General features: G+C 63.9%; 25 protein-coding genes. 11 read left to right on the forward strand and 14 right to left on the reverse strand.

The window, feature by feature from the left end:
• The first annotated feature begins 33 nt into the window (after positions 1-33).
• The 5 genes from argS to A8950_RS18985 all read left to right on the forward strand — a co-directional run bounded on the left by argS (position 34) and on the right by A8950_RS18985 (position 5,458).
• Positions 34-1,797 (forward strand): arginine--tRNA ligase, encoded by a 1,764-nt coding sequence (gene argS, locus A8950_RS18965; RefSeq protein ID WP_133615253.1) that lies wholly within the window; start codon positions 34-36, stop codon positions 1,795-1,797.
• A gap of 1 nt (position 1,798) precedes the next feature.
• Positions 1,799-2,341: a GNAT family N-acetyltransferase gene (locus tag A8950_RS18970; RefSeq protein WP_133615254.1), complete on the forward strand. Its 543-nt coding sequence runs from the start codon at positions 1,799-1,801 to the stop codon at positions 2,339-2,341.
• 131 nt (positions 2,342-2,472) lie between these two features.
• Positions 2,473-3,591 (forward strand): hypothetical protein, encoded by a 1,119-nt coding sequence (locus tag A8950_RS18975; RefSeq protein WP_133615255.1) that lies wholly within the window; start codon positions 2,473-2,475, stop codon positions 3,589-3,591.
• A gap of 89 nt (positions 3,592-3,680) precedes the next feature.
• Positions 3,681-4,325, forward strand: a complete 645-nt coding sequence (locus A8950_RS18980) for a helix-turn-helix transcriptional regulator (RefSeq protein ID WP_133615256.1) — start codon at positions 3,681-3,683, stop codon at positions 4,323-4,325.
• A complete protein-coding gene (locus tag A8950_RS18985; protein WP_133615257.1) occupies positions 4,322-5,458 on the forward strand; it encodes an aminotransferase class I/II-fold pyridoxal phosphate-dependent enzyme in 1,137 nt (378 codons plus the stop codon). The genes A8950_RS18980 and A8950_RS18985 overlap by 4 nt, the downstream gene beginning before the upstream one ends.
• Positions 5,459-5,557: 99 nt before the next feature.
• Here A8950_RS18985 and A8950_RS18990 read toward each other — a convergent pair whose 3' ends face one another.
• Together A8950_RS18990 and aspS are read right to left on the reverse strand one after the other, a co-directional pair.
• Positions 5,558-6,589, reverse strand: coding sequence for an agmatine deiminase family protein (locus A8950_RS18990; protein WP_133615258.1), 1,032 nt, complete (start codon positions 6,587-6,589; stop codon positions 5,558-5,560).
• A 198-nt stretch (positions 6,590-6,787) separates the two neighbouring features.
• A complete protein-coding gene (aspS, locus tag A8950_RS18995) occupies positions 6,788-8,569 on the reverse strand; it encodes an aspartate--tRNA ligase (RefSeq protein ID WP_133615259.1) in 1,782 nt (593 codons plus the stop codon).
• Between the two features lie 202 nt (positions 8,570-8,771).
• Here aspS and rnd point away from each other — a divergent pair, with 202 nt between their 5' ends.
• Complete coding sequence (rnd, locus tag A8950_RS19000) at positions 8,772-9,920, forward strand: ribonuclease D (protein ID WP_133615331.1); 1,149 nt, start codon at positions 8,772-8,774, stop codon at positions 9,918-9,920.
• Between the two features lie 10 nt (positions 9,921-9,930).
• Here the strand turns inward: rnd and A8950_RS19005 are convergent, their stop codons facing one another.
• The 4 genes from A8950_RS19005 to A8950_RS19020 form a co-directional block, all read right to left on the reverse strand.
• A complete protein-coding gene (locus A8950_RS19005; protein WP_133615260.1) occupies positions 9,931-10,638 on the reverse strand; it encodes an HAD family hydrolase in 708 nt (235 codons plus the stop codon).
• An 11-nt stretch (positions 10,639-10,649) separates the two neighbouring features.
• Positions 10,650-11,891, reverse strand: coding sequence for a choline ABC transporter ATP-binding protein (gene choV, locus A8950_RS19010; protein ID WP_133615261.1), 1,242 nt, complete (start codon positions 11,889-11,891; stop codon positions 10,650-10,652).
• 13 nt (positions 11,892-11,904) lie between these two features.
• Positions 11,905-12,783 (reverse strand): choline ABC transporter permease subunit, encoded by an 879-nt coding sequence (gene choW, locus A8950_RS19015; protein WP_133615262.1) that lies wholly within the window; start codon positions 12,781-12,783, stop codon positions 11,905-11,907.
• Positions 12,784-12,905: 122 nt separating this feature from the next.
• Positions 12,906-13,850 carry a glycine betaine ABC transporter substrate-binding protein gene (locus A8950_RS19020; RefSeq protein ID WP_133615263.1) on the reverse strand — a complete coding sequence of 315 codons (945 nt, stop codon included), beginning with the start codon at positions 13,848-13,850 and terminating at the stop codon, positions 12,906-12,908.
• A gap of 368 nt (positions 13,851-14,218) precedes the next feature.
• On the opposite strand from A8950_RS19020, the gene betI reads away from it, so the two are divergent.
• Together betI and betA are read left to right on the forward strand one after the other, a co-directional pair.
• The gene (gene betI / locus A8950_RS19025) at positions 14,219-14,803 is read left to right on the forward strand and encodes a choline-binding transcriptional repressor BetI (RefSeq protein ID WP_166645284.1); all 585 of its coding nucleotides are present in this window, start codon (positions 14,219-14,221) and stop codon (positions 14,801-14,803) included.
• Positions 14,804-14,807: 4 nt separating this feature from the next.
• On the forward strand, positions 14,808-16,475 hold the full coding sequence (betA, locus tag A8950_RS19030) for a choline dehydrogenase (protein ID WP_133615265.1): 1,668 nt from the start codon (positions 14,808-14,810) through the stop codon (positions 16,473-16,475).
• 64 nt (positions 16,476-16,539) lie between these two features.
• On the opposite strand, the gene A8950_RS19035 is transcribed toward betA, so the two are convergent.
• Positions 16,540-17,814 carry an MFS transporter gene (locus A8950_RS19035; protein ID WP_133615266.1) on the reverse strand — a complete coding sequence of 425 codons (1,275 nt, stop codon included), beginning with the start codon at positions 17,812-17,814 and terminating at the stop codon, positions 16,540-16,542.
• Positions 17,811-18,686: an EamA family transporter gene (locus tag A8950_RS19040; protein ID WP_133615267.1), complete on the reverse strand. Its 876-nt coding sequence runs from the start codon at positions 18,684-18,686 to the stop codon at positions 17,811-17,813. Before A8950_RS19040 ends, A8950_RS19035 begins: the two co-directional genes overlap by 4 nt.
• Before the next feature lie 84 nt (positions 18,687-18,770).
• Between A8950_RS19040 and A8950_RS19045 the strand changes: the two genes are divergently transcribed.
• Entirely contained in the window at positions 18,771-19,190 is a 420-nt protein-coding gene (locus A8950_RS19045) for an HIT domain-containing protein (protein WP_133615268.1), read from the forward strand.
• Here the strand turns inward: A8950_RS19045 and A8950_RS19050 are convergent.
• On the reverse strand, positions 19,184-19,411 hold the full coding sequence (locus tag A8950_RS19050; protein ID WP_133615269.1) for a hypothetical protein: 228 nt from the start codon (positions 19,409-19,411) through the stop codon (positions 19,184-19,186). The genes A8950_RS19045 and A8950_RS19050 overlap by 7 nt on opposite strands.
• 6 nt (positions 19,412-19,417) lie before the next feature.
• On the reverse strand, positions 19,418-20,209 hold the full coding sequence (locus A8950_RS19055) for a 5'-methylthioadenosine/adenosylhomocysteine nucleosidase (RefSeq protein WP_133615270.1): 792 nt from the start codon (positions 20,207-20,209) through the stop codon (positions 19,418-19,420).
• A 101-nt stretch (positions 20,210-20,310) separates the two neighbouring features.
• Here A8950_RS19055 and A8950_RS19060 point away from each other — a divergent pair, with 101 nt between their 5' ends.
• Both A8950_RS19060 and A8950_RS19065 read left to right on the forward strand, forming a co-directional pair.
• Positions 20,311-21,762 carry a cryptochrome/photolyase family protein gene (locus A8950_RS19060; RefSeq protein ID WP_133615271.1) on the forward strand — a complete coding sequence of 484 codons (1,452 nt, stop codon included), beginning with the start codon at positions 20,311-20,313 and terminating at the stop codon, positions 21,760-21,762.
• A 171-nt stretch (positions 21,763-21,933) separates the two neighbouring features.
• A complete protein-coding gene (locus A8950_RS19065) occupies positions 21,934-22,599 on the forward strand; it encodes an OmpW/AlkL family protein (protein WP_133615272.1) in 666 nt (221 codons plus the stop codon).
• A 71-nt stretch (positions 22,600-22,670) separates the two neighbouring features.
• Here A8950_RS19065 and A8950_RS19070 read toward each other — a convergent pair whose 3' ends face one another.
• Genes A8950_RS19070 through A8950_RS19085 form a run of 4 tightly spaced genes read right to left on the reverse strand, consistent with a single transcriptional unit; the run spans position 22,671 to position 26,068 of the window.
• A complete protein-coding gene (locus A8950_RS19070) occupies positions 22,671-23,129 on the reverse strand; it encodes a DUF934 domain-containing protein (protein WP_243735711.1) in 459 nt (152 codons plus the stop codon).
• 10 nt (positions 23,130-23,139) lie between these two features.
• Positions 23,140-24,822: a nitrite/sulfite reductase gene (locus A8950_RS19075; protein ID WP_133615274.1), complete on the reverse strand. Its 1,683-nt coding sequence runs from the start codon at positions 24,820-24,822 to the stop codon at positions 23,140-23,142.
• A 4-nt stretch (positions 24,823-24,826) separates the two neighbouring features.
• Positions 24,827-25,150, reverse strand: a complete 324-nt coding sequence (locus A8950_RS19080) for a DUF2849 domain-containing protein (RefSeq protein WP_133615275.1) — start codon at positions 25,148-25,150, stop codon at positions 24,827-24,829.
• A gap of 3 nt (positions 25,151-25,153) precedes the next feature.
• Entirely contained in the window at positions 25,154-26,068 is a 915-nt protein-coding gene (locus tag A8950_RS19085) for a siroheme synthase (RefSeq protein ID WP_133615276.1), read from the reverse strand.
• Positions 26,069-26,215 lie beyond the last annotated feature (147 nt).

Here is a 26,215-nt window from a genome sequence, read left to right on the forward strand (position 1 = left end):
GGGGCCCCTGCAGCAATAGAAACCAGTTCCGTCATGACCTCGCTCACCCAGCAACTCACCGCCATCGCCGCCGAGGCGTTCCAGGCCCAGGGCCTCGATCCCGCTTTCGGTCAGGTGATCATCTCCGGCCGCCCGGACCTCGCCCAGTTCCAGTGCAACGGCGCGCTCGCCGCTGCCAAGGCGGCGAAGCAGAATCCGCGCGCCATAGCCGAAAAGGTGGCCGAGGCCTTGCGCGGCAATCCGGTCTTCCGCGACATCTCGCTGGCCGGCCCCGGCTTCATCAACCTCTCGGTAACCGACGCGTTTCTTGCCGGCGCGATGAACCGCATTGCCGGCGATCCCCGCCTGGGCCAGCCGGTCAAGGCGAAGCCGGAAATGGTGGTGCTGGATTACGGCGGCCCCAACATCGCCAAGCCGATGCATGTCGGCCATCTGCGCGCCGCCATCATCGGCGATGCGCTGCGGCGCATTTTCAAGTTCGTCGGCGACGAGACCGTGGGCGATGTCCATATGGGCGATTGGGGCCTTCAGATGGGCATGCTGATCTCGGAACTGGAGATCCGGCGACCCGACCTCCCGTATTTCGACGCCGGCTTCGCCGGCCCCTATCCTGCCGAAAGCCCGGTGACCCTGGCCGAGCTCGAGGAGATGTATCCGAAGGCTTCCGGAGATTGCAAGGCGGACCCGGCCCGTCTTGAGCGCGCCCGCCTGGCAACGGCGGAGTTGCAGGAGGGCCGGCCCGGCTACCGCGCCGTGTGGCAGCACTTCTTCGACATCTCGGTCGAGGCGATGAAGCGCGATTACGGCAATCTCGGTGTGCATTTCGACCTGTGGAAGGGCGAGGCCTGCGTCAACGACCTGATCCCGCCCATGGTCGAGGACATGAAGAAGCGCGGCATCGCCATCGAGGACAAGGGCGCTCTCATCATTCCGGTGAAGGAGGAGAGCGACAAGATGGACATCCCGCCCCTCATCCTCATCAAGTCGGATGGCGCGGCGATGTACGGCACCACCGACCTTGCCACCATCGTCGACCGGGTCAACTGCCAGAACCCGGACCGCTCGATCTATGTGGTCGATCATCGCCAGGGCTTGCATTTCGTGCAGGTATTCCGGGCCGCGATCAAGGCCGGCATCAACGGCAAGGGAACCCTGTTCCATCTTGGCTACGGCACCATGAACGGCACCGACGGCAAGCCGTTCAAGACCCGGGCCGGCGGCGTCATGCGGCTCGACGATCTCATCCAGATGATTTCGGGCGAGGCCCTGAAGAAACTCACCGAACACGGCCTCGGTGGCGACTACAGCGAAGCCGAACGCGCCGACATCGCCAGGAAGGTTGGCGTCGCCGCGCTCAAATTCGCCGACCTCTCCAACAACCCGATTGCCAATTATGTCTTCGACCTCGACCGCTTCTCGCGCTTCGAGGGCAAGACCGGCCCCTATCTGCTCTATGCCGCCGTGCGCGTGAAATCGCTGTTGCGGAAGGCCGCGGCGCAGGGCGACAAGCCGGGCAGCATACTGGCGCCGGAAGAAGGCGAGCGCGATTTGATGCTGATGCTGGGACAGATGCCCAACGCCATCAACGATGCCTATGGCGAACTGGCGCCCAATCGCATCGCCGATTTCGCCTTCAACCTCGCCCAGGTGTTCAGCACCTATTACAACGCCTTCCACATCCTCTCTGAAAAGGATGCCGCCATTCGCGCCTCGCGCCTGGCGCTTGCCGAACTGGTGCTGAAGGAGTTGGAGCTTTGCCTCGACCTCCTTGGCATCGCGACGCCGGAACGGATGTGAGATGACCTCGCTCGCCACGGCACGCTTGTTGTTGCGGCCGTGGCGCGAGAGCGACAAGGCGCCCTTCGCCGAACTCAACGCCGACCCCCGGGTGACGGCAACCCTGGCCGGCAGCCTGACGCGGGAAGAAAGCGACGCCTTTGCCGACCGCATCGCGGCCCATATCGATGAACATGGCTGGGGCCTATGGGCGATCGAGGTAAGGGACAAGTCACCTTTCATCGGTTATGCCGGCCTCTCGCGACCAAGCTTCGAAGCGCCCTTCACGCCTTGTGTCGAGATCGGCTGGCGCCTCGCCTTTCCGCATTGGAGCCATGGCTACGCGACCGAGGCAGCGCTGGCGGTCAAGGCTTTTGCCTTCGACACGCTGCGACTGGCCGAAATCGTCTCCTTCACGACGACCGGAAACCTTCGCTCGCGCGCGGTGATAGAGCGGATCGGCCTCGCCCGCGACCCCGCTGACGATTTCGACCATCCACGCCTCGGCACCGATCATCCCCTTCGCCCGCATGTGCTTTACCGGACGCGACGCCGCCTGCCTTGAGGCATGTCAGGTACAATCGGCCACCTCATCGCGTCGCAATGATTTTTCTCCCAGGCAATTAAATTGATCTTGATCAATGATCGCCTGCGAGAACGGCGACAGGATTGAAAAAATCTGAAGCGGGGAAAGTCATGTCGATCAAAGCTAGAAGGAACCGGCGCATCCGCAAGCTGGCTGCGACGCTCATCCTCGCCGCCTGCAGCGCCTGCAGCAATATCGGGCCAGAGGCCCTGCCGCGCGACCGCATCGACTATGCCGGTGCCATCGGCGATTCCTGGAAGCAGCAGACCCTGCTCAACATCGTGAAGCTGCGTTACGCGGACTTTCCCGTATTCCTCGACATCAACCAGGTTGTCGCCGGATACGAGTTCAACTCCTCGGTGACGGCGGGCGTCAACGCCTCTGCCACCAACCAGGAAAACCCGGCGCCTTCCTTCCTGACGCTGGGCGGCAGCGTGCTGCTGCAGGGCGGCTACAAGGACCAGCCGACTGTCATCTACGCCCCCGCGACGGGGTCCGAATTCATCACGCGACTGATGACGCCAATTCCGCCCAGTGCGGTTCTCTTCCTGTTGCAGGCCGGATATCGCGCGGATCGGGTCCTGCCGCTGACCCTGGATTCCGTCAACGGCCTCAACAATGCGTCGATGCGCCGGGGTGACGGCGGCCGGCAGCCGGATGCCGATTTCATCCGCCTCGGGGAACTCATCAGCGACGTGCAGAATGCCAGCGGACTCGAGGTCCGCATCCTGCGCTCGCCGGACGGCAAGGAGGCCACCGCCATCATATTCCAGCCCAGCCGGAAGGGCGCCGAACTGGAGGAAAAGCGAGAGGAGATCGCCCGCATCCTCGGAATTCAGCCGACGCCACAGGAGATCAAGGTCCTCTATGGCGGCTATTCCGGACGCGACGACGAGATCGCCATGACCACGCGCTCGATGCTGCAGATCATGATGGAGCTGGGAATCCAGGCCGAGGTGCCATCACAGGATGTCGCCGAGGGACGCGCCCTGCCTTCAGGCGATCTGCAGGGGGCGGTCGATGCCGCCGCGCCGATGCTTCACATCATGAGCGGTCCGCAGCCGCCCGTCGATGCCTATGTCGCGGTACCCTATCGCGGCCACTGGTTCTGGATCCCGGATACCGATCTGCGCTCCAAGACCACCTTCGCTTCGGTCATGCTGCTGTTCTCGATCTCAGACCAGGGCACCCGGTCCAACACCCCCGTCGTTACGATCAACACGCGCTGAGAAATTCTCGGTGGCCAGTGCAATCTTCGCCTCGGTTGAGCGCGGCCCGGGTATTGACAATTTGTCTATTTTGGATATTTCTCATACCCATGACCCGCAAGCTGCCGAAGCCACCGGGCGCCCTTGCGCTCCACTTTCCGACTGCCGCCGCCATTGCCGCCCTGCTGGCACCGTGGGCGGAAGTGGTGATTCACGATCTGAAGCGTGACCGCATTGCCGGCATCTGGAACGCTTTCTCGAGGCGCCGCCCGGGCGATCCATCGCTGCTGGGGGACGATCCGGAACTGATCGGCGACAGCGACATCTATGGCCCCTATGAAAAGGCCGGCAGCGATGGCGGCCGCCTCAAATCGGTGAGCGCCGCGCTGCGGGACGAAAGCGGGCGGCGTGTCGGCCTGCTCTGCATCAATTTCGATGTCGTCATCTTCGACCAGGCCGTCGATCTGCTGCGTGCCTTCGCCGTCGCGGACCGGCCAAGGCCCGAGCCCATCTTTGCCCAGGATTGGCGCGAGCAGATCAATCTCGGCATCCGGGCATTCCTGCAGGAGCGGGGGCTGGCGCTGAAGGCGCTCGACCGCGCCGATCGCGTGGCAATGATCGCCACACTCGACAGGCAAGGTCTGTTCGCGACTCGCAATGCGGTACAGCACGTGGCCGACGCCCTCGGCCTGTCGCGTGCCACCATCTACAATTTGCTGAACGACGCCCGCGAAAGGCAGGAAAGACGCCTATGACCATGTTGCCCGACTTCCGCCTCGAGACCTATCTCGGCAAATGGGAATTCGCTTGTCGCTATCATATGACGGCATCCGACATGCAGACGCTTTCGCTGAAGGAACTGCTTTCCCTCGCCGAAGATGCCGATCGTGCCGCCTGGGAGGAACTGCCGCTGCACTATATCGAGCCCACCGGAACGCCAGCCCTGCGCCAGGCCATTGCCGCAAGCTATCCGGGCCTTGCGCCCGAGGATGTCCTCGCCTTTGCCGGCGCAGAGGAGGGCATTTTCTGTGCAATGCATGCCATCCTGGAGAAGGATGACCATGCCGTCGTTTTGACGCCGAACTATCAATCAGCCGAGGAATTGCCACGTGCCATTTGCGCCGTCAGCGGCGTCGCCCTGGATCCCGACAATGGCTGGGCTTTGGATCTCGACAAGCTGCGCGCCGCGATCCGGCCGAACACGAAGCTCGTCAGCATCAACTTTCCGCACAACCCGACCGGCAAGGTGCTGGACCGCGCCACCTTTGACGGTCTCGTGGCAATTTGCCGTGAACATGGCATCTGGCTGTTTTCCGACGAGGTCTATCGCGGCCTTGAGCGCCAGCCGGAGCTCCGCCTGCCGGCGGCCGTCGAGTCCTATGAGCGCGGCCTGTCGCTGGGGGTCATGTCAAAAGCCTATGGCCTGCCGGGCCTGCGCGTCGGCTGGATCGCCGCGCGCGATCGCGACCTTCTCTACCGCATGGAGCGGATCAAGCATTACCTCTCGATCTGCAATGCGGGGCCCAGCGAGCACCTGGCGGTGATAGCGCTCAAGGCCGGCGAACAGATCATGGCGCGCAATCGCGCCCTGATCGCCGCCAATCTGAAGGTGACCGACGCGTTCTTCGCCGAGTTCCCGGATCTTTTCGACTGGCAGCCCAGCGACGGCGGCTGCATCGCCTTTCCGCGCTACAAGGGTCGGGATGGCGTCGAGAGTTTCTGCCGCAGCCTGGTCGAAAAATCAGGCATCGTACTCCTCCCGGCGAGCCTCTATGCCTCGTCACTCACCGAGACTCCGGCGGATCGGTTCCGCATCGGCTTTGGCCGCAGCTATGTGCCGGAGGGCCTTGCCGCGATGCGGGCGCATCTTCGGAAGAATGCGGCGTAAACGCCCCCTGCCCCTCTACCTGCAAACGCGGTCAGCGAATTTCGTTAGGGCTTGATTGCCAGCCCCGCACCCCTCTGGCGGGGCGCCACGAGCGGCTTGCTACTTCGCCGGATTGCCACCCGGCTGTGGCAGGCAGATCGAATGGAAGCCGCCACCGCCATAGGCGAGTTCGATCGCAGGCAGTTGGACTATCTCGCGCTTCGGATAAAGGCGCGTCATGGTATCGAAGGCACGCTTGTCGGCAGCGCCGTCCTCGAAGGCCGGCAGGATGACGGCGCCGTTCGGCAGATAGTAGTTCACATAGGACATGGCGAGGCGCCGGCCATCGGCATCGAACTGGGGTCGCGGCTGCTCGATTTCGACAATTTCCAGTTCGCGGCCGGCGGCGTCGCGGGTCGCGCGGAGGCGCTCCAGATTGTCGGCGCAGATCTTGAAATGCGGGTCGGCCGGATCGGTGCAGGTCAAAGCCAGCACGACGCCCGGCCGCACGAAGCGCGCCAGGTTCTCGACATGGCCCCCGCGCGGGTCGTCCTGCAATCCGTCGCCCAGCCAGATGACGTGTCGGACCCCCAGCATCTGGATCAGCTGCTCTTCGACCTGTTCTTTGGTGAGGTCGGGATTGCGATTCTGGTTGAGAAGAACGCTTTCACTGGTGATCAGCGTTCCTTCCCCGTCGACATGGATGGCCCCGCCCTCGAGAACCAGTGAGCATTGATAGCGTCGCATCTCGAGGCGCTCGAGCAATGTCTCGGCAACCGCCGCATCACGGTCGAAATCCTCGAACCTGTGGCCCCAGGCATTCCAGCCCCAGGCGACACCGGCGATCTCCCCGGCATTGTTGGCGAGGAAGCTCGGCCCCATGTCGCGCACCCAGCAATCGTCATGGGCCAGCGAGATCTGGCTGACACCGCTGCCGGTCATCAGCGACACCTCGGCCACGTTCTTCGGCTTGGTGATCATCGAGACAGGTTCGAACTGCGCGACCGTGTTGGCAAACTCCGCCACCGCCTCGCGCGCCGCGTCTAGATGCTCGCCCCAGCTCTCGGCGCGGGTCGGCCAAGCCATCCAGCAGCGCGCATGAAGCGCCCACTCGGCGGTCACCGCAAAGCCGTCATCGAAGGGTGAGGACATCCGTTCCCCTGGGCGGTTGATCCTTGTGAGACGATCCCTGGCGGCCGGTTGATGCCGAACGATACGGCCACCCGATGCGGCAACCGCCCCGGCGACTGCTCCCGACGATTGCGCCTGGCAATCGCTCTGGCAGCCGACGCACCGGTCGCGGGATCCGGCAGCGCCGTGGCTGGGTCGTCATTCGGGCGGGATACTGGCCTACTTTTTAGTCAAAGGCAAATCGAGGCGGATGCTGAGTTCCTTCAACCGCGCTGGCGGCACCTCGGTCGGTGCCTGCATCAGCAGGTCCTCGGCGCGCTGGTTGAGCGGAAAAGCAATCACTTCGCGGATGTTCTTCTCTTCGGCCAAGAGCATCACGATACGGTCGATGCCGGGGGCCGAGCCGCCATGGGGCGGGGCGCCGAACTTGAACGCGTTGAGCATGCCACCGAATTTCTCCTCGACCACCGAGTTGGGATAACCCGCAATCTCGAAGGCCTTGTACATGATCTCCGGGCGATGGTTCCGGATGGCACCCGATGACAGTTCGATGCCATTGCAGACAATATCGTACTGGAATGCCTTGATGGTAAGCGGATCCTGGTTGAGCAGCGCCTCCAGCCCACCCTGCGGCATCGAGAACGGGTTGTGGCTGAACTCGACCTGGCCCGTGTCTTCGTTGAGCTCGTACATCGGGAAGTCGACGATCCAGCAGAACTCGAACCTCTTCTGGTCGATCAGTTCCAGTTCCTCGCCAAGGCGCGTGCGCACGGTGCCGGCGAACTTGGCCGCCGCCAGCTTCTTGTCGCAGGCGAAGAACACCGCATCGCCGTCCTTCAGGCCGGCTTCCGCCTTAAGTTTCGCGAGGCGCTCCTCGTCGAGGTTCTTGGCGATCGGCCCCTTGGCGCCGGCCGCCTCGTAGACGATGTAGCCGAGACCCGCGGCACCGTTGGCGCGCGCCCATTCGTTGAGCTTGTCGAAGAAGGAGCGCGGGCGAGACGCGGCACCCGGCGCCGGGATGGCCCGCACAACCGACCCCATCTCGACGGCCTTTGCGAAGATGCCGAAGCCGGAGCCGCGGAAGGTCTCGGTCACGTCGGCAATGCGGATCGGGTTCCTGAGATCCGGCTTGTCCGAGCCATAGCGCAGCATCGCCTCTTCGAACGGGATGCGCGGGAACGGCATCCCCGAGACGACGCGCTCGCCCGCGAATTCCTCGAACACCCCGTGCAGCACCGGCTCGATCGCCTGGAACACGTCCTCCTGGGTCACGAAGGACATCTCGAAATCGAGCTGGTAGAACTCGCCGGGCGAGCGGTCGGCGCGGCTATCCTCGTCGCGGAAGCAGGGCGCGATCTGGAAATAGCGGTCGAAACCGGCCACCATGAGGAGCTGCTTGAACTGCTGCGGCGCCTGGGGCAGCGCATAGAACTTGCCGGGATGGAGGCGGGACGGCACCAGGAAATCGCGTGCCCCTTCCGGCGAGGACGAGGTCAGGATCGGCGTCTGGAATTCGGTGAAGCCCTGGGCGATCATGCGCCGGCGCAGGCTGGCGATGACATTGGCGCGCAGCATGATGTTGCGGTGGACCTTGTCGCGGCGAAGGTCCAGGAAGCGATGCTTGAGGCGGATTTCCTCGCCGTAATCCTCCTCGCTGTTGACCTGCAGCGGCAGCGTGTCGGCCGTCCCCTGGACGGCGAATTCCTGGATCGCGACCTCGATCTCGCCGGTGGGCAGGCGCGGATTGACGGTCTCGGCCGTGCGGGCCACCACCTTGCCGGTCACGGTGACGACGCTTTCCAGACGGGTCTGTTCGACCTGGGCGAAGATCGGGCTGGAAATGTCGAGCACGCATTGGGTCAGGCCGTAATGGTCCCGGAGGTCGATGAAGACCAGGTTGCCGTGGTCGCGCTTGCGGTGGATCCAGCCGGACAGGCGGACGGTCTCACCGGCGCTGGCGGCGCGCAGCTGGCCGCAGGTATGCGTGCGATAGGCGTGCATGTTGGGAAGCCCTTGAAAAGAACCGAATTTTGTCGCGAAATTTGCCCGGCAAATGACGCGGAAAGGAGCGGAATGTCAAGGTGTTAATCCGCCCGGCGGCGGGGTGTCGGCGGGTAGCCGCCATGCAAAGCTGGCCCTTCCCCTGACTCGGGCCCGATCGCTATACGTCATACTGATGAACATGGTTACCCCGAAGCACCCGGTGCATCTGATCGCCGACAGCGCCACCCTGGCCGATTTCTGCAGCCGGCTGGCCGATGCGCCTTTTGTCACCATCGATACAGAATTCCTGCGCGACAAGACCTACTGGCCGATCCTCTGCCTGGTCCAGCTGGCCGGTCCGAACGAGGCCGCCGCCATCGACGCCCTGGCCGAAGGCCTTGATCTGACACCGCTTTTTGAGCTCCTGGAAAACCCCCAGGTGGTCAAGGTGTTCCATGCGGCGCGCCAGGATGTGGAAATCTTCGTGCGCCTGACCGGCAAGGTGCCGAGCCCCATCGTCGACACCCAAGTAGTTGCCATGGTCTGCGGCTTTGGCGATTCGGCATCCTACGAGACGCTGGCCAGCAAGCTGGCGGGGGCCCGGATCGACAAATCCTCCCGCTTTACCGACTGGTCCCACCGGCCGCTGACCGACAAGCAACTCGCCTATGCCCTCTCTGACGTGACCCACCTGCGGACGGTCTATGAGAAGCTGCAGCAAAGGGTGGAAAAGTCCGGCCGGTCGCATTGGGTCGAGGACGAGATCGCGATCCTGACCGATCCCCGGACATACCGGGTCGATCCGGAGAATGCCTGGATCCGCCTCAAGGCGCGCAGCGACAAGCCGCGCTTCCTGGCGGTGCTCAAGGAAGTGGCCGCCTGGCGCGAGCGCGAGGCGCAGTCGCGCGACCTGCCGCGGAACCGCGTCATCAAGGACGAGACCATCCTGGAGATTGCCGCCCACCCGCCCCGGGACGCCGAGGCGCTGTCGCGCTGCCGCGGCCTCTCGCGCGGCTTTGCCGACGGCAAGATGGGCGATGGCATCCTGGCCGCGGTCAAGCGCGGGCTTGACATGCCTGAGGCCGACATTCCACGACTGGCCGCCAAGGCCGATATCCCCCAGGGTCTCGGCCCGATCATCGAGTTGCTGCGCGTCCTCCTCAAGCTGCGCTGCGACGAGAACGAGGTGGCCCAGAAGCTGATCGCCAATGCCGGCGACCTGGAAACCATCGCCGCCGACGACAATGCGGATATCCCTGCCCTGCGCGGCTGGCGCCGGGAAATCTTCGGTGACGACGCGCTGAAGCTGAAGCACGGCAGGCTGGCCCTCACCGCCGCCGGCAAGCGCGTGAAGCTGATCGAGCTCTAGATCACGCCCCTCATATCACGTCGTTGAGGTCGACGATGCTGTCGATCACCGTATCGGCACCGTGATCGATCAGGATCTCGCGCGAACTCACGCCTGTCAGCACGCCGATAATACGTCCGGCGCCGCCGGCCCGCGCCATTTCCATGTCATGCGGTGAATCGCCGACGACCGCAATCGTGTGCGGGCGCAGGTTCACATGTCGGCAGAAGGCTTCGACCATGCCGCCGCCCGGCTTGACGCCGTGGCCGGTGTCGAAGCCGCAAATGAAATCCAGCGAGCCGTGCACGCCCAGACGCGCCATGGCGGCGCGGGCCGATTCTTCGCTGTCCATGGTTGCGATGCCGAGGGCAAAGCCGCGGCCCCTGAGGACAGCGAAGAACGCGTCGAGATCGGTCACGGGAATGGCGGCATTGGCCTGATGCGCGAGGAACAGCGCATGCACCTCGCCATAGACAACGTCGAGATCCGACCTGCCGGCCAGCCGCGCCCACAATTCCGCGATCTCGCGATTGCTGCCCGAGGCGATCGGCGAGCCCGGTATATAGCGGCCGGTCTCCGGGTCCTTGCCGCTCTCGCGCATCAGATGAGCAGCCTTTTCGGCGTCGCCGCCGGCGACGGCCAGCGCCGCTGCTTCGGTGACCGGGCCCCAGGTTTCGTAGAAATCGAACAGCGTCCCGTCCTTGTCGAACAGGATCGCGCGCACATCGTCAGCCGGCATTGTCACGATTGTCAGACCACCGCCTTATTGGGCCCGGAGACATTGACCTTGGCTGCTTCGGTCTGGCGCAGCATGCCGCGATAAAGCTCGTGCTCGCCGACGACACCCAACAAGGCGCCGTCGTCGCCCAGCAGCACCAGTGGTCGCTTGGTCAACTGACGCACGGTCACGGCGGCGCGCATCGGCGTGCGGTCGGAACCGGTGATCATCACGGCATCATCCGCGGCTGCAGCAAGGTCGAGCTCGGTCGAATACTGGACGAACTGTCCCGGTCGGCCGTTCACCATCAGATTGTTCGGGCGGCCGGCGGAATCCAGCTGGCATCGGCAGCGGCCCGCCCGATCCAGCTGAATGAAGCTGGAGCCGGGTTCGCGCACCAGATCATCGGCGGGTCGCATCAGCGTGCCGCCCTTGAGCACGGTAAGCGGGTTCATCGAGGCCACGAACTGGCGCACGTAATCGTTGACCGGGTTGAGAATGATCTCCTCCGGCACGGCGAACTGCACCACCCTTCCCGCCTCCATGATGGCGATGCGGGTGCCGATCTTCAGCGCCTCGTCGAGGTCGTGGCTGACGAAGATGATGGTCTTCTTGAGATTGCGCTGGAGCTCGATGAGTTCATCCTGCAAATGCTCGCGGATGAGCGGGTCGAGGGCCGAGAACGGCTCGTCCATCAGCAGGATCTCGGCCTCGGTAGCGAAGGAGCGCGCGAGGCCGACGCGCTGCTGCATGCCGCCGGAGAGTTCATGTGGAAATTTCTCGGCGAACTGGCCGAGGCGGACCAGGTCGATCTTCTCCTGCACCAGGCGATCGCGCTCGGCCTTGGGCGTACCGCGAATATCAAGGCCGAAGCCGACATTGTCGCGCACGGTCAGCCAGGGCATCAGGGCAAATTGCTGGAAGACCATGGAGATGCGGTTGCGACGCACCTCGCGCAACACATCCTCGGCGCAGGAGGCGACATCGACCTCCTTCTCCCCGGCCTTCACCATGACACGGCCGCGGCTCACCTTGTTGAGGCCGTTGACGCAGCGAAGCAACGAGGACTTGCCGGAGCCGGAAAGCCCCATCAGCACCAGGATCTCGCCCTCATTCACGAAAAGCGAGGCGTCGTGGACGGCGACCAGCGAGCCAGTCTTTTCCAGAATGGAATCGCGTCCCTCGCCCTGATCCATGAGCGCAATGGCTTCGCCCGCCCGTTGACCAAAGACCACATCGACGCTTTCAAAGCGGACAGCGTTTACGTTTGTCATGTCGATCACCGTCCTATTGCTTCGACGATCTGGCCGCGCGCCGCTGCTTCAGCATGCGGTCGAGCACGATCGCCAGCACGACGATGGCGAGGCCTGCCTCGACGCTGAGCGGCACATTGCGCTGGTTCAGGGCGCGGACAACCGGCGCGCCCAATCCTCGGGCACCGACCAGTGCCGCAATGACCGCCATCGAGAGAGCAAGCATGATGGTCTGGTTTACACCTGCCATGATCGTCGGCATGGCAGCCGGAAGCTTGACCTTCACGAGAAGCTGCCATCGCGTGCAGCCGAAGCTTTCGCCTGCTTCCACCAGCGGCTTCTGCACCTGGCTGATGCCGAGATAGGTCAGCCTGATTGGCGCTGGCACCACAAAGATGATACTGGCGATCAAGGCCGGCGCCAGCCCGAGCCCGAAAAACACCAGCACGGGAACGAGGTAAACGAAGGTCGGCAAGGTCTGCATCAGATCGAGCACGGGGCTCAGCATCTGATAGAGTACCGGGCGACGCGCGCAGATAATGCCGATGGTGACACCGATGATGAGCGACGCGATGGTGATGTAAATGACCAGCACCAGTGTCTCGACCATCGCTTTCCAGAGGTCGAAATTCATCACCAACAGCAGGCCTACAGCCGTGAAAAGCGCCAGCTTCCAGGACCGCTGCAAAAGATACGAGAGAGCGGTAATCAGCAGCAGAAGAATGACATCGGGAATGGCAAGCAACGCATTGACCGTGCCTTCCAGCACAAAGTTCAGGCCGACTGTGACGCCGCGAAAAAAACCTTCGAAGTTATTCGTGAGCCAATCGACAAAGGTCTTGCTCAGTTCACCGATCGGAATGCGGTTAGCTTTCGCGGAAATCCAGTCGGCGAGCGCGTTCAGCCACTCCATGCCCAATCCCCCGGCTATGTTTGGCGTAAGGGAAGCCTGCATCGGCAAGCTTCTATAAAAAGGGCGGCCTTAGCAAGTTCCCCAGTGCCAAGGCCGCCCCATTCGATCGTCGGACGCGAAGCTTAGAGGCCGAGCGCCGCCTTCACCGCCGGCAGTCCATCCTGGCCATCGAGCGTCTTGACGCCGGCGAGCCAGCCATCGAGGACACCCGGATTGGCCTTCAGCCACTCGGTGGCAGCCGTCTCGCCGTCCTGGCCGTCGAGGATTGCCTGCATGATGGCGCCTTCCTGCTCCAGCGTGAACTCCAGGTTCTTCAGCAGCGCGCCCACATTCGGGCACTCGTCCGAATAGCCGGTGCGGGTCACGGTGTAGATCGTGGCCGGGCCGAAACCATCGGCTTCGAAGCCGGTCAGGTAATGCAGCGGCATCTTGCCCATGATCGGGTGCGGGGTCCAGGCGAGGAAGGCCACCCATTCATTGTTCTTGATGGCCTTTTCGGCCTGAACCAGCATGCCCTGCTCCGAGGATTCCACCAGTTCCCAGCCATCCAGGCCGTTGGCAGGATCATCGATCTTCGACTGGACGATGCGGTTGCCGTCATTGCCGGGTTCGATGCCGTAGAACTTGCCCTCGAACTTGTCGGTGTTCTCGCCGCCGAGATCCTTCAGATCCTTGACGCCGGCATCGGCGACATAGGTCGGCACCACGGGGCCATAACCGGCACCCTGAAGATTGGCACGAACGGTAACCACCGAACCATCCTCCAGGAACGGCGTGATTTCGGCCGACTGGCTTGGCATCCAGTTGTCGAGGAAGACGTCGACGTCCTTGTTCTTCATGCCCTCAAGGATGATCGGGAATCCGAGCACGTCCATCTGGACCGAGTAGCCAAGCGGCTTCACCACGGTTGCGAACAGACCATTGATCGCGTCATTGTCGGTCCAGCCGACGCTCGGCACGCGGATGTTGTGGCAGGCCTCGCCATCGGTCGCCTGGGCCGAAGAATTGGCCGCGACCAGCGCCGCCACGGACACAGCCGAAGCAGCGATAAGTTTACGCATAGACATCTGGTTATCTCCCGTAAAGTTTGCCATCCCGTACGCCTGCCCCGGACTCTTACCGTCTTCTTCTTGGCCCGGTTGACCTTTTCGGTCGATCTTGTGCCGCGCTTGAGGGCGACTTCAAAGCTAGGGGCAAATTGGCAAAAAAATTTCGCCAGAGCGCCATGATATGACCGGCGTGCGGCAAAACCGAGTCTTTTTTTTGATTGATCGTCCAATATAAAAACTTCAGGATGCTCTCCCTGCCCACGCCAAGAATGGGCCGACGCCGGCGGGGCATTTCCACTCTGCGGCGATCCCAGCCGGCACTCAAGTGCCTGTTGCATCAAAGTTCCGCGATGCTGCGCTGCAGCAGGCGGGTCGGGAGGAATCCTTTGCCAAAGCTCGGGATGGAGGAAATCAGGCGCCGCCAGTTGATCGAGGCCACGATCGCCTCGATCCACGAGGTCGGCTTTGCCGAGTCATCCCTCTCGCGCATCGCGGGCAAGGCCGGTGTTTCCACCGGCATCGTCCATCACTATTTCAGGAACAAGGCCGACCTCATGGAGGCGACCCTGCGCCAGCTTGGCGTCAGTCTGCGGCTTAGCGTGATCCGCCGCCTGGAGAAGGCGCGATCGCCAAGTGAACGCCTGCTTGCGGTCATCGACGGCAATATCGGTACCGACCAGTTCACCCCGAAGGGCGTCTCTGCCTGGCTTGCCTTCTGGGCCATGGTGCCGACCAATGATCGCCTCGCCCGGGTGCAGCACATCATCATCTCGCGCCTGGATGCCAATCTTGTCCATGCGCTGAAGCTGATGGGAAGGAAGGACGGCCGCGAGATGGCCCGCGCCATCTCTGCCCTGATCGACGGGTTGTGGCTGCGTGCCGCCCTGTCGCGCAGCGGTCCCAATTCCGAGGCGGCACGCCGCCTCGTGCTCGACTACCTCAACGCCAAACTCGACCAGAAACTGGGATGACGCCATGAAGTTCGATGCCACCTTCGACTACATCATCGTCGGCGCCGGATCGGCCGGCTGCGTGCTCACCAACCGCCTCAGCGAGGATGGCAGCAGCAAGGTCTGCGTGCTGGAAGCGGGGCCGAAGGATCACTGGTGGAACTGGCAGATCCATATGCCGGCGGCGCTGATGTACAACCTCTGCCACGATCGCTACAACTGGTACTATCACACCGAGCCGCAGCCCTATATGGACAACCGCGTCATGTACTGGCCGCGCGGCCGCGTGCTGGGCGGGTCGTCGTCTCTGAATGCCATGGTCTATATCCGCGGCCATGCGCTCGACTATGATCGCTGGGCCTTCAAGGAGAATTGCCCGGGCTGGTCGTACCAGGAGATCCTGCCCTATTTCAAACGTGCCGAGAACCGCGAGAAGGGCGGCGACGCCTATCACGGCGACAGCGGCCCCTTGAACGTCCATACCGGCGATCAGCAGAACCCGCTCTTCGAGGCCTTCATCGAAGCGGCCCAGCAGGCCGGCTATGCCTATACCGAGGACATGAACGGCTATCGCCAGGAAGGCTTCGGGCGGATGGACATGACCATCAAGAACGGCCGGCGCTGGTCGGCGGCGCAGGCCTTCCTGCGCCCGGCGGAGAAACGCCCCAATGTGACCGTCGAAACCCGCGCCCTGACCACCCGCATCCTGCTGGAAGGCAAGCGCGCCGTCGGTGTCGAGTTCGAGCAGAACGGACAACTGCGGCGCTACCGCGCCGAGAAAGAAGTCATCTCGGCCGGCGGCGCCATCAATTCGCCGCAGCTCCTGCTGCTTTCCGGCATCGGCCCGGCCGATCACCTGCGCGAGATCGGCATCGAGGTGAAGCACGATCTGCCCGGCGTCGGCCAGAACCTGCAGGAACATCTCGAAATGTACATCCAGCAGCAATGCAGGCAGCCGATCACACTCTATACCTACACCAAGCCCATCCCGATGGCCCTGGCCGGCATGCGCTGGTTCCTGGACAAGAAGGGCGTCTGCGCCTCGGCCCAGCTCGAGGCCGGCGGCTTTATCCGCTCATCGGCCGGGATCGAGCATCCCAACCTGCAGTTCCATTTCCTGCCCTCGACCGTCAACGATCATGGCCGCGTCAATGGCACCAGCCACGCCTACCAGGTGCATATCGGCAACATGCGGCAGGAGGCCCGCGGCTGGATCAAGCTGAAATCCGCCAACCCGAAGGATCATCCGCGCATCCAGCCCTTCTACCTGCAGACCGAGAACGACCGGCGCGAGTTCCGCGACGCGGTCAAGCTGACGCGCGAGATCTTCGCCCAGAAGGCCTTCGATCCCTATCGCGGACCCGAGATCAATCCGGGCGACAATGTGAAGACGGATGCCGAGATCGACGCCTTCATCCGCCGCCGTGGCGACAGCGCCTATCATCCCTCCTGCTCTTGCAAGATGGGGACGGACGAGATGGCGGTGGTCGACCCGCAGGCCCGCGTCCACGGCATCGACAATCTTCGCGTGGTCGATGCCTCGATCATGCCCTCGATCGTCAGCGGCAATCTCAACGCGCCCACCATCATGATGGCCGAGAAATGCAGCGACATGATCCTGGGGCGTGAGCCGCTGCCGCCGGCCAATGCGCCGGTCTGGGTGCATCCGGAGTGGCAGACGAAACAAAGGTAGAAGACCTCTTTATCACCGTCATGCCCGGGTCAAGACCGGGCGTGACGCGTGAACGAGATCGAAGCTAGCGATCCCCCGGATCCTCGTCGTTGTAATAGAATTCGGGCAGCGGATCGGTGCGCGGGTCGAGGGCATTGGCGATCGCCGAGGTCGTCTGCACGGCGACGAAGTTTGTCTGTTCGGCTGCCGGCAGCGCCTGGCGTCGCAGCATGCGATAGAGCGTGAAGATCACCAACGCCGACGCCACCACGGCGAGATAGACGAACAGCGCCGGCGCTTCGAAATGCCCCATCAGGAACGAGGCGATCAGCGGTCCCACCGTCCCGCCGATTGCCCAGACCAGCAGCAGTCCGCCCGAAGCGCCCACCATGTCGGCGCGGTCGACATAGTCGTAGGCCTGGGCGACGGCAATCGGATAGATGGTCGCCAGCGCACCGCCCAGGAATACCGCCGCCACCAGCAGCGTGGTCAGTTCCGCGCCGGTATAGCCGAAGAAACTCAACACAACACTCGACACGACACAGACGACGAGAACGCCCAGCAATACGGTCCTGCGGTCATAGCGGTCCGACAGCCGGCCGATCGGCCATTGCAGGACGAGGCCGCCGAAGATCGGCACGCTGATGAAGAGGGAAATCTCGAACACGCTGAGATCGAGGCTGTCGGCATAGATGGCTGCCAGCGCATAGAAGGCGCCGGACAGCATGCCGGCACCCCAGGTCGCCACCACGCCCAGTGGCGAGGCCTTGTACAGCACGCGCAGGCCAAGTCGCTTGACCGCGCCGATTTCGGGCCCCGCGACCCGCGTCAGCACCACCGGTACCAGGGAGAGCGACATCATGAGGCCGCCCAGGCAGAAAAGGCCCAGCCCCTCGATCTCATAGGTATTGACCAGGAGCTGGCCCAGCAGGCTGGCGAGGTAGGAGGTCACCAGATAGATCGAGAGGACCTGGCCGCGATGATCATTGCTGCTCTTGACGTTCAGCCAGCTCTCGATGGTCGCGTAGAGGGCGGCCATGCAGAAGCCGGATATGGCACGCAGGATCGCCCAGACGGTGACATCGAAGACCAGGGCGTGCGCCATGGAAACCGCGGTCGCCAGGGCAGCAAAGGCGGCGAAGGCCCGGATATGGCCGACGCGCCGGATGATCGGCTGGCCGGCGACACTGCCCACCATGAAGCCGAAATAGAACGCCGACATGACGATGCCGGACAGATCCGCCGAGACGTTCTCGACACCCATGCGGATGGGCAGCAGGATACCGATGAGGCCGTTGCCGAGGATCAGCAGGCCGGCACCGAAGAGGAGCGAAAAGACGGCGCGCAGGGCGAGTGTCACGCAGCAACCTCGACTTTCTGTTTGGCTCCGCGGACCACCAGCAGGAGCCCGATCAGGGTAAGTATTCCCGCCGCAATCTCAAGTCCCGAAAGCGCCTCACCCAGTACCAGGGCGGCGGTGGCGATGCCGAAGACCGGCACCATCAGCGAAAATGGCGCCACCATGCTGGCCGAATAATGGCGCAGCAGATAGACCCAGAGCGAGAAGCCGACGATGGTCGAGGCCCAGGCGATATAGAGAACCGCAAGCACGCCACGGCCGTCCATTCCGGCCAGAGTTGCAAGGATGCGCTCGCCACCCTCGAAAACGAGCGAAAGCAGGATCATCGGCACCGGCACCACCACCGCGACCCATACGACCAGGTTCAGCATGTTGGGGGCGCGCGCCTGCTTCATGAGAATATTGGCGTAACCCCAGGCGGCTGCGGCGGCGATCACCAGCAGCAGGCCGGCAAGGCTGGTCGCCTGCGCCCGCTCGATGCCGATCAGGACCAGCCCGAGGGCAGCCAGGACCATGCCGGCGACCTGGACCCGGCTCAGCCTTTCCTTCAGCAGCAGTACGGCGAACAGGACCGTGAACGGGGCCTGCGCCTGCAAGACCAGCGACGACAATCCCGCCGGCATGCCCCAATCCATGCCGAGGAAGAGCAGGCCGAACTTGACGATTCCGAAGACGATCCCGATCGACAGGATCCAGCCCCAGCCGACGCAGGGCCGCCCGACGAAGAAGATCATCGGCAGCATCACGGCGAGGAAACGAAGGGCCGACAACAGGAATGGCGGGAACGCCCCGAGGCCGATCTTGATGGCGACAAAATTCGCACCCCAGAGAGCTGCGACCAGCAGCGCGAGGGCGATATGGATTGGCTTCATGAGAAATGGACCCGGCAGGCAAGGAATACGTTACCATGCCCCGGATTTGGATTCGGGGACAAGGCGCAAAGCCGGGAGCACCTCATGAGCGAGACGGAATTCACCCTGCACCCGCAATTGGCGGCGGATTGCCTTGAGATCGGCGACTGGCCGCTCTGCCGGCTGCTGCGCATGAACGACCGCACCTATCCCTGGCTGATCCTGGTGCCGCGCCGGGCTGGCATCCGCGAGATCATCGACCTCGCAAGGCCCGACCAGATACGCCTGATGGAAGAAATCGCCCTGGCGAGCGCGGCACTCCGCCGCGAAACCGGCGCCCACAAGCTGAACGTCGCCGCCCTCGGCAACGCCGTCCCGCAATTGCATGTCCATGTGATCGCGCGCTTCACCAACGATCCCGCCTGGCCGCGGCCAATCTGGGGCGTCCAACCGCCGGTCCCGCTCGGCGCCGCGGCCGACAGCGAGCGAGCCAGATGGCGGGCGGCGCTGCAGCCGGATCAATAGCCGGCGCGACTGGAATGCAGTGGCTGGCCGGTCAGCAAAGAGACCAGATGCGCCGCCATGACGAGGCAAATGGCAACGGCACAGAACTGGACGGCGAACCAGGGCACGTATTTGATCCGGTCGAGGAAATCGCGCCGCAGCTGCCAGTTGGCGATGGCCGCGACCAGTGCGGCCGCAATCAGAATGCCGACGGTGGTCGTAAGCGAGGGCGTGCCAGCCATGGCGGGTTACAGGATGCCGATGATCTGCCGCAGGACCAAGGCGGCACCCGGCGATACGGCAGCGACGAAGCGCGGGAAGTCGAGATGGCTGTCGCTGCCGGCAAGGTCGCTGAGACAGCGCACCACCACGACCGGCAGACCGAGGAGCGCGCCCACCTGCGCCACCGCCGCCCCTTCCATCTCGACCGCCTGCGCGTCGAAATCGCGGTGTAGCCGCGCACGCTCGCGCTCGCTATTGATGAACTGGTCGCCGCTCACGATCCGGCCCAGCACGACGCGCCGCTTGCGCCACGCCCGGGGGGCGCTTGCCGGCAGCAAATCTGCTGGCAATTCCGGCAGGTCGATGGCACCGGCGAGCTGCGCCAGCCTTTCCGTGAGGTCGGCTGTCAGCGTGAAATGGTACTCGCCGCGGTCCGGACCGAGTGGCGGCACGCCGGGCCGGAAAGAGGTCAAACCCCCATCGAGGAGCTGGCCGTAATCGTGCTGCACCAGGGAATGGGCAATCACGGTGTCGCCGATATGCAGGCCCGGGTCGAGCCCGCCGGCAACGCCGCTGACCACCAGGCCGCGGCAGCCGAACTCGCGCGCCAGCAAAGCGGCGGTGACGGCAGATGCGACCTTGCCGATTCCACTTTCGGCAACGACAATGTCGCGCCCGTCGAGGCGGCCCAGGGTCACCCGCCGCCCGAGCAGGTCCCGCGTCTCGAGATCCGACATGAGCGCACGCAGCGCCGCCTTTTCCTCCTGCATGGCGCAGATGACGGCGAGCGGCGCGGCGGAATCCGGTTTGGCGATCATGGCGCGGAGCCTAGTCAAGCTCCCGGCACCTGTCCAGCGAGGTACCGCGTGATCCACGTTCGCCGGACAGACGTAACGCAACCGCCACCGTAGAGCGCCCTATGTCACCTGCCCCGCATCCCGGTTCGCCGGCCCACACCCCCGCGCCGCGTATCGTCTGGCTGCGGCGCGACCTGCGCCTCGACGACAATCCGGCCCTCGACGCCGCCGCGGCCTCCGGGGCGCCCGTGATACCGGTTTTCGTGCTCGACCCGACAGAGGAGATCGGCGGCGCATCCCGCTGGTGGCGCGGGCAGTCGCTCGCAGCCCTCGACACCTCGCTGCGCGCTATTGGATCGCGGCTGATCCTGCGCGCCGGCCGCTCCTTGGACCAGATTTTGCGCGCTGTCGCCGAGACCGGCGCCAGCCATCTGCACTTCAATCGCCGCTATGAGCCGGCGGGATTGAGGATCGATGCCGAGATCGTCACGGAGGCGCGCCGCATCGGCCTGGAGGTTCATGAATATCCCGGCAACCGCCTGCACGAACCCTGGGCGCTCAAGACCCTGAAGGGCGATTCGTTCCGGGTCTTTACCCCTTTCTGGCGCCGCCTGGCTGAACAATACCGGTCGCCGCAGGCGTGGCCGAAACCGCAGCAACTGGCAGCGCCGGCCGCCTGGCCGACCAGTCTTCCCCTGGAGGCGGCGGCTGAACATGCCCATTGGAGCGCCGGCATGGCGGCGCAGTGGCAGCCCGGCGAGTCCGGCGCCGCTGGCCTGCTGGCGAGCCTCGACGGCAAGATCGGCGAGTATGGCGACGCGCGCGACCGGCCGGCCAGGGACGGCACCTCGCGCCTAAGTCCCCATCTTGCCTGGGGAGAGATAAGCGTCCATGCCATCTGGCGCCGGTTCGCCGCTGGCAATCCGGCCGAACACGGCTTCCTGCGCGAGCTGGGCTGGCGTGATTTCAACAGCCACCTCCTCTATCACTTTCCGGATCTCCCGAAGCGCAACTGGAACTCCCGCTTCGATAGCTTCCCCTGGGCGCAGCCGGGGGAAGCCCTCCGTTCATGGCAACGGGGCCTGACCGGCTATCCCATCGTCGATGCCGGCATGCGCCAGCTCTGGCAGACGGGCTGGATGCACAACCGGGTCAGGATGATCACGGCCTCGTTCCTGATCAAGGATCTGCTGATCGACTGGCGCGAGGGCGAACGCTGGTTCTGGGACACGCTGGTCGATGCCGACCTCGCCCAGAACTCCGGCAACTGGCAGTGGGTCGCTGGTTCGGGTGCCGATGCTGCCCCCTATTTCCGCATCTTCAATCCGACCACGCAGAGCGCAAAATTCGACCCCGACGGTGACTACATCCGGCACTTCGTACCGGAACTGGCGAAACTGCCCGGCCATCATATCCATGCTCCCGATTTGGCACCGGCATCCATGCTGTCAAGCGCGGGCGTCACGTTGGGCCGGGACTATCCCCGCCCCATGGTGGATCATGCCATGGCTCGGACTCGCGCCCTGTCGCTCTATCAGAACGGCAAGCCACAGCGGCAGGGCGACCTCTTCTGAGTACCCCTGCCGGCAGCTGTTCATCCCGGCATTTACTTGCGGAACCGCATTGACTTGAATCAAAGATGGGCCGCCTGTGCGCTCATGCCACGCGGCAACGTGCCGGACTGACAGGGCGCTGGCGAATCCCCCAAATAAGCGTGGGTTCTGCATTCACCGTGGGGATGGGCCATGACCAAGATCAAGACTTTGGGCAGCGCTGCACTGGCGGCGGCGCTTCTGATTGCCGCGACCGGCGCGGCATCGGCGCAGGATGCCGAAGCGCCGCCGGGCAAATATGCCGGCGACTTCATGATCCGCCTGCGCGGCATCGGCGTTATTCCGGCGGACAATGCCGATATCGACCCCATCGGCGGCGATACCGAATTGTCCAACACCGGCATGCCGGAAATCGATTTCACCTATTTCATCACCGACAACATCGCGCTGGAACTGATCGCCGCCACCACGCATCACGAGGTGTCCGCGCGCAACACCTCAGCCGGCGATATCGACCTCGGCGACGTCTGGCTGCTGCCGCCCACCCTGCTGCTGCAGTACCATTTCCTCACCAAGGAGCGCTTCAGCCCCTATATCGGCGCCGGCATCAACTACACCATCTTCTATGGCGTGGACGAGGCGAAGAACAGCATTGCCACGGATGTCGACTACGACAACAGCATCGGCTGGGCCCTGCAGGTCGGCGTCGACTATCGTCTCGACGAGAACTGGTACATCAATGCCGATGTGAAGCGGCTGTTCCTGGACACCGATGTCAGCGTCAACAACGGTGGCGTGAAGGCCGATGTCGACGTCGACCCGTGGATCTTCGGCATGGGCATCGGCTACAAGTTCTGACGCCCCCGTTCCGGAATGGCAAAAGGCCCGCAATCGGGAGATTGCGGGCCTTTTCATCTTGCCGCTTCCGGTCAGGCCGCGACGGCTTCCTTCCGGTGGCGCAGTTGCAGCGCCGTCGCACGGTCGTCATTGGTCGGCTGGTAGAATACCGAGAACTCCTTCAGCGCCTCGGCATATCCTTCGACGCGCTTGCCGGCGGCCGGTTCCACCGTGTCGAAGCCGCAGCGCAGCATGAAGAGATACTGGTCGCGCAGCACCTGACCGAAGCCGCGGATCTCGCCGGTGAAGCCCAGGCGATCGCGCAGCACGCGGGCATGGGAGAACGCCCGGCCATCGGTGAATTTCGGGAATTCCAGCGCCACCAGCGACAGGCGGTCGAGATCGTCCTGGATCAGCAGCGGGCTCTGCTCGCTTTTCAGCGCGACGCCAATGGCGGCGTTGCGCTGGCGCAAGTTGACGCGCTCGGCCTGCCAGCGTTCCAGCGAGACGATCACCTTATCGGTTTCCGGCAGCGGCGCATCGTCCGCCACGCGAACCCACTCATTCGGCTGCGGAACGCCGTTCCTTAAGACTGTCATAGACCTTCTCCTTGAAGGGCTCGATGCCGAGCCGGCGATAGGTATCGATGAAGCGCTCCTGCGGTCCCTCGCGCAGATCGAGATAGGTGTCGACCACCGTTTCGATTGCATCTGTGATCTGGTCCAACGAGAAGGCCGGGCCCAGGATCTTGCCGAGCGAAATGTCCTCGGCAGAGGAGCCACCCAGCGTTACCTGGTAGAATTCCTCGCCCTTCTTGTCGACGCCGAGGATGCCGATATGGCCGACATGATGGTGGCCGCAGGCATTGATGCAGCCCGAGATGTTGAGGCGCAACTCGCCGATCTCGGCGAGGCGCTTCGGATCGGAAAAGCGCCGCGAGATGCGCTGCGCCACCGGGATCGAGCGGGCATTGGCGAGGTTGCAATAGTCGAGGCCTGGGCAGGCGATGATGTCGGTCACCAATTCGACATTGGCTTCCGCCAGCTTGGCCGATCCCAGCTTCGCCCACAGATCGAAGAGATCCTGCTGGCGCACATAGGGCAGGACCAGGTTCTGGCGATGCGTGACACGAATCTGGCCGAGGCTGTAGGCATCGGCCAGATCGGCCAGCAGATCCATCTGGTCGGCACTGGCATCGCCCGGTGCACCACCCACCGGCTTCAACGAGATGGTAACGATGCGATAGCCGTCGACCTTGTGATCATCGGTATTGGCCTGGACCCAGCGCGCGAAATCCGGGTCGGCGGCCTTCTTCGCCTCGAAGCCCTCATTCCGCGCCGGCAGCTTCTCCAGCGCCGGCGGCGCGAAGTATTGGCGAATGCGCGCCACTTCCTCTGCCGGCAGCTTCAGCACGCTGTCCTTGATGCGCAGCCATTCCTCTTCCACCTGGCGGCCGAATTCCTCGGCACCCAGGGCCTGTACCAGGATCTTGATGCGCGCCTTGTAGATGTTGTCGCGCCGGCCATGCATGTTGTAGACGCGCAAGGTGGCATCGAGATAGGACAGCAAGTCCTCCGCCGCGACAAAGCTCTTCACCAGCGGCCCGATGATCGGCGTGCGACCCTGGCCGCCGCCGGTATAGAAGGCGAAGCCAAGCTCGCCTTTCGCATTGCGGACGATCTTGAGGCCGATATCATGGGTGCGCATCGCCGCGCGATCCTTGTCGGCCGCGATGATCGCGATCTTGAACTTGCGCGGCAGATAGCTGAATTCGGGATGCAGGGTCGACCACTGGCGGATCACTTCCGCCCAAACCCGCGGATCCTCGATCTCGTCCGCCGCAACCCCCGCAAAGTGATCCGATGTCACGTTGCGGATGCAATTGCCGCTGGTCTGGATGGCATGCATCTCGACCTCGGCGAGGTGCTCGAGAATAGCCGGCACGTCATCAAGCCGCGGCCAGTTGTACTGGATGTTCTGGCGCGTGGTGAAATGGCCATAGCCCTTGTCGTAGCGCCGCGCGATAAAGGCCAGCTTGCGCATCTGCTTCGACGACAACTCGCCATAGGGGATGGCGACGCGCAGCATATAGGCATGAAGCTGCAGATAGAGGCCGTTCTTCAGACGCAGCGGCCGGAACTCCTCCTCGGTCAGCTCACCGGCAAGGCGCCGTGCCACCTGGCCCTTGAACTGGGCGGTGCGCTCGCGCACGAAGGTGGCATCGAACTGGTCGTAGCGGTACATGAGGTCAGCTTCCCTGATCCGCGACCCGGCTCGTCCAGGAGCCGTGGTCGATCGCGAAGGTGGCATTGTGGGCGGCGCGGATCCGCTCGCGTGCGGATGTGGGCTGCGGCAACGCCCCGTCCAGTTCGACCTCGATCAGATAGGGGCCGACGACGACCCGGTCCCGGACAAAGGACTGGACCTGTTCCAGCGCCGCATCGGCCGCTTCCTTTTCGACATAGACGGCGCCCGCGGCGAAATTCTCGGACCAGCCGTCACCGGTCCAGTAGATCGATTCACCACCCAGTAGCCATTGGGCCGTCACCATCTGCGGCACGACATTCGCCATTTTCTATCTCGCTCCAGCCGCAGCTTGCGGCATTTGCCGGCGCGCCTTCACGCGCACCACATGATCGCCGGCGGCCAGAGCCGCCTTCTGAATGGCCGGCCCCTGCGCGTCCCAGCCGATGCGTCGGGCATCGCGCCGGGCCAGATCGACGATCTCGCCGGCAATGGCGGCATCGAACAGAACCAGGTCTGCCCGCTGCAGCGCGCGCAGGTCGCGCAGGGTCAGCAAATCGGCCTGCATCGGATCGACCTCGATCTCGGTGAGCAGAGCGGCTTCACGGCCTAACGCGCCCGTTCCGTTGATGGCGCGGATGATCTCGCGCGCCCCCTCGCGCTCACGGCCCGCCAGCACGGCGGCGGCGATGGGGCCGTCGAAGAAGCCCGACCAGAAGCGACGGCGGCCATCATGGTCGACGATGCGGTGATGCACGGCGGAGCGGAAGCGGCGTGCGAAGGCGACCAATTTCTCGATGCCGTGCGGAATGGCGGCTTCGACGGCAGCGCGCACCCGCTGCGCCAGGACCGGCGAGGCGCCATTTGTCGAGATGGCGACGACGATATCGCCGCGATCGACCACGGCCGGCATGACCAGGTCGGAATGATCCGGCCGGTCGACGACATTGACCAGGATGCCGGCCTCGCGCGCCGCCGCCGAAACGGCGGCATCGCGCGCCTCGTCCCCGATGGCGCTGAAGACCAATGCCTTGCCGCGGACATCCTCGGCCGCAAAATCGCGGCCATGCCAGGTTACCCGGTGATCCAACAGCGCGTGGAGATCGGGGCTGAGCACCGGCGCCACCACCGCGACCCGCGCATCGGCCGCCAGCAGCAGGCGCAGCTTCGCCGCCGCCATCGCACCGCCACCGACGAGCAGGACGGGCCGGTTCTCCAGCCGAACAAAAAGCGGAAACGCTCGCATGCCTGGCGACCTATTCACACCAAAGAAATGGGTTTTATTCCAGCAACATAAGTGCCCGATAAGGGCTGATATATACCCCTGCTCCAGACAGTCAACGCTTATTTACACCACTGTTTGTTTATTCACACCAGCATGAGATTATTTAAC

Origin of the sequence: Dongia mobilis, assembly GCF_004363235.1 — a bacterium.
GTDB classification, from domain to species: Bacteria; Pseudomonadota; Alphaproteobacteria; order Dongiales; family Dongiaceae; genus Dongia; species Dongia mobilis.